Here is a 3,465-nt window from a genome sequence, read left to right on the forward strand (position 1 = left end):
GATGTGGATAAGCTGCTGGAAACTCATATGAAATCCACGAATCCGAGCGGCAATGACACTCAAAACGAACGGCAGCAATCTGATTCAAATACCGACTCTATTTTTGAATTTGAACCTGCTTTAGAGAAAAGCGGGGCGACGGCCGAGCCCAGGACGAGGACCGCGGAGCCCCCAAAAACCTATCCGCTGGGGCTTGTGCTGAAGGCCTGCCCCGAAATTGTGGACTACGCCGTCGCCGGTATCGGCAATTGGCGCGATTTCATGATTACCGCCGCCCAGGTGCGGGGCTATCTTGGCGTCTCGCCTTCGGCCTATGAGGAGGCCTGCCATGCCATGGGCCAGGAAACCGCAGCGATCGTGATTGCCTGTATCCTGCAACGCGCTCAGCACATCAATTCCGCCGGCGGATACCTGCGTGTGCTGACTGACAAGGCCCGGGCAGGGGCGTTTTCGGTCGGACCGATGCTGATGGCGGCGCTGAGGGCGAACGGCGCCACGGCGAGGATGGCGGGGTGAGCACGGGGACGGTCTCAAGGGTGTCGGTTGAAGCTGAAGGACCGGCATCGCGGCGCGAACGGCACTGGCGGAACTCCGCTTGTGCGGACCTTTTCCAAAGGCGGTCCAGCTCAGTTCGATCCCGCGCCTCGACGCGCTTATTACCGATCAGCCGGGTGGGGATCCGGGGTTCGATTTTCCGCGGTCAGTTGCCTTGGGATCATTGTGGACTTTGTGCCGGGCACTGCCTTCGGTCTCGACATCTCCGTGCAGCGTAAGGGCGGGAGCTTGTTGCACCGTGCGTTCCGCGCGAAACGGCATGCGCGCGCCGCGAGCGACCTGCACTATCATCCGGATCTATATGATCACCCGCGCCGCCCGGCCGAGCGTCCGCTCCGCGTCATTGTAATAGTTCGAAGCCTGCTGGACCGAGTGGTGCTGCGACTGCTGCATGGCTTCCGGCAGCGGAATGCCGCGGCGGGCGGTTTCGGTGAGGTAGCCCGAGCGCAGGCCATGCGCGGAAAAGGCTTGCGGGTCGAGGCCTGCCTCAGCGATGCGGCGCTTCAGGATCAGGTTCACCGCCTGCGGCGTCAGGGCGCGTTTTTCGAGATTGCCCCAACGGTCGATGCCGCGGAACACGGCGCCTTCGCTGATGTTCGCACGCTCCAGCCACTCCCGCAGGACCCGCACCGGACGGCCGATCAGCAACACGAAGGCGTCGCTGTCGGCTTGTGTCGTCTTGGTCCGGCCGAGCCGGATCGACAGGCACGGCAGTTTTTCGCCGTGGGGAACCTTCGGATCGGTGGGTACCGGCTCTTCTTCGACGATCTGCTCGACGCGCAGCGCCGAAATTTCGCTGCGACGCCGGCCGCCGGAGGCGAAGGCGGTGATGAGTATCGCGCGATCCCTGGCGTCGACGAGACGGTCGCCGCCGCAGGCTTTTAGGAGCGCGGTCAAAATGTCGGCGGTCACGGCTTTCTTGCTCTTGCGGCCGCGCGGGCGGGCGCTGGCGCGCACCGCCAGCTTCATGGCGCTCTGCAGGCCCGGGGCCGCAAAATTTCCGTGCAACCCTCGCCATTTGGTCAGCGTCGACCAGCTCGACAGCCGCCGACGCACGGTGGCGGGGGCGTGCGGGCCGTCGACACGCAGCAACTTCGCCAACTTCAGCGCTACAGCCACGTCTTCCGGCATCCCATGCGCCGGGTCGGCTTCCCGTCTTACGGGATCCCACAGATGATGCGCGACGAATTTTATCAGCAGCGCCTCCGGCGCTGGCCAGGGGAGCGAAAAACCGGTCGCGGCGAGCGACCAGGCTTCGAGGTAACCGAGATCCGAGGCCAGCGCCCGCAGCGAATTTTCGCCGATGCCTTCTTTGGCGAGATGGCGCAATGTGGCGACGTCGTCGTCGGTCAAAAGTTCGGCCAGAAAATCGCGCCGGTCAAATGGCAGCACCGACTCCAGCGCATCGAGCGACTCCGCACGGCGCAGTTTTTGGTCGGCTACGGGCTTTGGCAGGCGAAGATCCATGACGGCGGCTCAGAACAGATATTTTTTGTCCGCCCAGGCGAGCAGCACGGCGGCGTCCCGGTCCGGCAGCCGCACCCGTCCTTGGCGCAGGCCTTCAGCGATCGCATCGCCGACGTCCGGATCGACCCAGTGCCCGTGCGTCATCAGAAAGAACCAGGCGAAGGGCAGGCCAATCTCGGCGTCGATCGCCTCGATCCGCTCCATCAGCCGGTGTACCGAAATATCTTCTTCCATCGCCAGCTTCCCGGCGGGCATTTTGAGCGGCCGCGGGATAAAGCCGATCTCGCGCCGGTCGCGATGCTCAAGATCGTGAATGTCGAAGGCCCAATGGTCAAAAATGCGATGGGCGCAAGCGCTCGACCGCTCCCAGTCGGCAAAAAAGCGGTTTTCACGTGGGACAAAATCGAACCAGTCCGGATTGGCGTCCAAAAACGCGGTATCGCGTGTGCCGGCGGGCCCAACCTCATGAAGGACGCTGTTCTCGAGCTCGGTTCGGCGCGCCGCCCGCTGCTCGCGTTCGATGCGGGCCCCGCGCGCCAGAAAGCTGCGCATATGAACGATGCCGCCACCGGCGCGGCCGCGCAGCCGATAGATGGGCCCGGCAAGCACGGGCGCGACCGCATCAGGCTCGCGCCGCACCCAGGACGGGTCCAAAAGATCCTCGGCGTTATGAGGGCGATAATCGGGATCGACCACCGGTCCGGCCAAAACCTCGATCTCGCGGCCGAGCGAGAGCTGGACAAAATCGGCGACGCCGAGGCCGCTGGGCGCGAAGGCGAAGACGCTGGCGCCGCGCCATTCGGTGAACCGGAGGTCGCCGCTTCGGTGTCGGTTCCAGAAGGCAGTGAGGTCGCCGCCCAGTTCGGCCAGCTCGCGCTCGACCCAGGCGCGATGGTCGCCAATGCGTGTGCCACTGGGGGACAAAACGGTGCGGGCGTCGCCGCGCCAGTAAAAATCGTCGATCGAGGCTGCGGTGAAATCAAAACCGGGAAAGGCGTTGGCAAGAGCAGGGGCGAGCTCGGCGTCGGCCGACACCGGCTCGAGGCTTTTCAGGACGGCTTGAACGGAAGCGGTATCGGGCAGGCGGATCGGCTCTGCGGTCATAGTGGCGTCCCTTGCGCGCGAGGTCGTCCACGCAAGCGGGACGAACCATTCCACTGAACCAGCCAGACGACAAGCGCTGAAACCCCACGTTTCCAGGCCTGTCAGCGATCCAGGTGAGGAGTTTCGCTGATTTGCGCGGCGAGATCAATCACTATCGATAAGCGGTCATTATCGATACTGATCTAGTCAAAAGTTGCGTATCGATTTCACGATTGACATTCGTGAAATCAAAACGTAAATAGCAGCAGGAGCACGAAAATGAACGAGAACGTCGTCTACCTGCATGGCCAGCCGAAACCGGTCGGCCACTTTTTGCGCGTGGGAACCAGTGGTCACCGG

At 63.4% G+C, this 3,465-nt stretch carries 3 protein-coding genes; 1 reads left to right on the forward strand and 2 read right to left on the reverse strand.

Annotated features, from left to right (window positions below):
* Nucleotides 1–516: plasmid replication protein RepC (repC, locus tag EOA24_RS31305; protein ID WP_245501896.1), on the forward strand; the 516-nt coding region annotated here is incomplete at its 5' end.
* A gap of 336 nt (nucleotides 517–852) precedes the next feature.
* Here repC and EOA24_RS31310 read toward each other — a convergent pair.
* Both EOA24_RS31310 and EOA24_RS31315 read right to left on the reverse strand, forming a co-directional pair.
* On the reverse strand, nucleotides 853–2,022 hold the full coding sequence (locus EOA24_RS31310) for a tyrosine-type recombinase/integrase (RefSeq protein ID WP_127410456.1): 1,170 nt from the start codon (nucleotides 2,020–2,022) through the stop codon (nucleotides 853–855).
* 9 nt (nucleotides 2,023–2,031) lie between these two features.
* A complete protein-coding gene (locus tag EOA24_RS31315) occupies nucleotides 2,032–3,126 on the reverse strand; it encodes a hypothetical protein (RefSeq protein ID WP_127410457.1) in 1,095 nt (364 codons plus the stop codon).
* Nucleotides 3,127–3,465 lie beyond the last annotated feature (339 nt).

Origin of the sequence: Mesorhizobium sp. M2A.F.Ca.ET.039.01.1.1, from assembly GCF_003998035.1 — a bacterium.
Classification (GTDB): Bacteria; Pseudomonadota; Alphaproteobacteria; order Rhizobiales; family Rhizobiaceae; genus Mesorhizobium.

Excerpts from the sequence above, each read along its gene's own strand:
- EOA24_RS31310 (WP_127410456.1), bottom strand. The coding sequence starts at position 2,022 with ATGGATCTTCGCCTGCCAAAGCCCGTAGCCGACCAAAAACTGCGCCGT.
- EOA24_RS31315 (WP_127410457.1), bottom strand. The coding sequence starts at position 3,126 with ATGACCGCAGAGCCGATCCGCCTGCCCGATACCGCTTCCGTTCAAGCC.